Below are 2,683 nucleotides of genomic sequence, written 5' to 3'. Positions count from 1 at the left end.
TGGAATATGGGACTTGCTTCCGCCAACGGTTCCGAAAAGGAAAAGCCAAAGAAGGTTCTATTCCTCTTTCTCGGAGATATCGATTCCAGCTACTCACCCTCCCTTATAGGAAAAGAAGCAGGGTATGAAACGATAATCTTACATGGAGCTTATATAGATCCTATGATGAAGATAGCGGATATTGTTATACCCGCTAAGAGCTGGCTTGAGAATGGAGGCACATATAAACTGCTTAACGGTGAAGTCAAGAAGTTCGTTCCTCCATTAAAAGCAGAAGATGGGGTTAAAAATGCAAGGGAGCTTCTTTCAGAGCTTGCTGATGCGATGGGGCTGGGAAAGATAGAAACTGAAGATCTTTTGAAGCGCTTATAAGCAAAGGAGGAGATGAAATTGGCTAAGGTAAAGATAGCCAGCACCTGGCTCGAGTGCTGCTCAGGCTGTCATATGTCCCTTCTGGATCTTGATGAAAAGCTTGTTGAGCTTCTCTCAAAAATAGAGTTTGATGCGTCTCCTATAACTGATATAAAGGAGTTTCACCCAGTTGATGTAGGTATAGTCGAAGGTTCCGTGGGGAACGAGGAACAGCTTGAGGTTCTGAAGAAGATACGTGAGAATTCGAAGATACTTATCGCTCTTGGAGATTGTGCCTGCTTTGGAGGAATCCCTGCGATGAGGAACTTCTTTAAGAAGGAAGATGTTCTAAAGAGAGTATATATAGAAACGGAAAGTACGGTAAATCCCAAGAAAACTATCCCTCATGTGGACGTCCCAGAACTGTTCCCAGCGGTTAAGCCCATAGATCAGTTCGTAAAAGTCGATGTTTATATTCCCGGATGTCCACCAGATCCACGCGCTATAGAGTATGCTCTTAAGGAGCTCCTTGAGGGCAGGATACCCGTAATCCCGACGGAGCTACTATCATATGAATAAGCGAGGGGGTGAGTAGGAGACATGGCTCAAAAGCTTGAAATATTTCCCGTAACTCGCGTTGAGGGTCATGGAAAGGTTACAATATATCTGAATGATGCTGGCGAGGTAGAGAAGACCTACTTCCATGTGACTCAGGTAAGAGGATTTGAAAAGTTCTGTGAGGGAAGAGTCTTCTGGGAGATGCCAGTTATTACTCAGAGAGCCTGTGGTATATGCCCGGTAAGTCATCACCTTGCGTCTGCTAAAGCAACGGATAAGCTTCTCGGCGTTGAAATACCTCCCACCGCTAAGAAGCTGAGGGAGCTCATGCATATGGGACAAATAGTTCAGTCTCACTCACTGCACTTTTTCCACTTGGCGAGCCCAGATCTGCTCTTTGGTATGGATGCTGATCCTAAGATAAGAAATGTAGTTGGCGTTGTGGAGAAGCATCCAGATTTAGCTTTAAGAGGTGTTAAGTTGAGGAAATATGGCCAAGAGGTCATAAAGATCCTGGGAGGTAAGAGAATTCACCCCCGTTTCGCGATACCAGGTGGAGTGAGCAAAGGACTATCCGTTGAGGAAAGAGATTCCTTGCTTAAGGATATAGATTGGGTCATAAGCGAGCTTAAAGATACCGTGAAGCTCATCAGAAACCTGGCGGAGGAGTGGGGAGATAAGTTCAGAAACTTCGCCTCTTTCCCGTCTCTCTACATGGGTCTTGTTGACGAGAAGGGAAATCTTGACTTGTACCATGGTAAAATAAGGCTTTGCGACTATAGAGGGAAAATTATCGATGAGTTCTCCGAAGATAACTACCTTGAGAAAATAGGGGAATGGGTCGAGCCCTGGTCCTACATGAAATTCCCGTTTTATAAGGACTTTGGATATCCCGAGGGAAGCTATCGCGTGGGACCCTTGGGAAGAATAAACTGTTGTGATGATATCTCGACGCCTTTAGCAAAAGAGGAGCTGAAGATCTTCCGAGACATGATAGGCTCTCGCGTAGCAGAAGGCTCCCTCTTCTATCATTATGCCAGGATGATAGAGGCTCTTCATGCTGCTGAAAAGCTAAAAGAACTGCTGGAAGATCCAGATATAACCGGGACTGAGCTAAGAGCAGTAAGTAGAGACTTTAACCCGGAAGGAGTTGGAGTTCTCGAAGCTCCGAGAGGAACGCTCATTCACCACTATAAGATAAACGAATCTGGAGAAATTATTAAAGCTAACCTTATAGTGGCAACCGTTAACAACAACAATGCTATGAATAAAGCAGTTGAGCTCGTGGCAAAGGAGTATATAAAGGGACCGGATGTTAAGGAAGGATTCCTTAACATGGTTGAGGTGGCGATAAGATGCTATGACCCATGTCTTTCATGTGCAACTCACGCTCTCGGCAAAATGCCGCTTGAGATTTTGATCTACGATTCAGAAGGTAATGGGCTCAGGAAGCTGGTGAGAGATCTCTGATATCTATAATAGGTTATGGAAACTATTCACGTAAAGACGATGGGGTTGGCATATGGATAGGAGCAAGACTTAGAGCAAGCTTTCGAGACATTGATGGATTTAGAGTTTTTCTTGTGCACCAGCTTATCCCAGAAATCATAGAAGAGATAAAGGATAGCAATCTCATCATATTCATAGATGCGAATGTATATCCTGGCGAGCTCTGGTCTTTGCGAAGGATAAGGCCGCGAAGGGTTAAGCTCTTCGCGGCTTCTAAATTCTTACCGGAGGAGATACTTCTCCTTATAGAAGAACTCTACAAAAG

General features: G+C 44.6%; 4 protein-coding genes. All 4 read left to right on the top strand.

The window, feature by feature from the left end:
- A partial coding sequence (locus J7M13_01265; GenBank protein MCD6362623.1) for a hypothetical protein occupies positions 1 to 372 on the top strand: 372 nt, incomplete at its 5' end.
- A gap of 18 nt (positions 373 to 390) precedes the next feature.
- Positions 391 to 930, top strand: coding sequence for an NADP oxidoreductase (locus tag J7M13_01260; GenBank protein ID MCD6362622.1), 540 nt, complete (start codon positions 391 to 393; stop codon positions 928 to 930).
- Between the two features lie 21 nt (positions 931 to 951).
- A complete protein-coding gene (locus J7M13_01255) occupies positions 952 to 2,379 on the top strand; it encodes a Ni/Fe hydrogenase subunit alpha (GenBank protein ID MCD6362621.1) in 1,428 nt (475 codons plus the stop codon).
- A 113-nt stretch (positions 2,380 to 2,492) separates the two neighbouring features.
- Positions 2,493 to 2,683 (top strand): hypothetical protein (locus tag J7M13_01250; GenBank protein MCD6362620.1); only part of this gene is annotated, 191 nt, incomplete at its 3' end.

The sequence above is a fragment of the Synergistota bacterium genome, assembly GCA_021159885.1.
GTDB lineage: Bacteria > Synergistota > GBS-1 > GBS-1 > GBS-1 > AUK310.
Note: the sequence above shows the minus strand (reverse complement) of the source record. Positions and strands in the feature narration are given on the sequence as shown.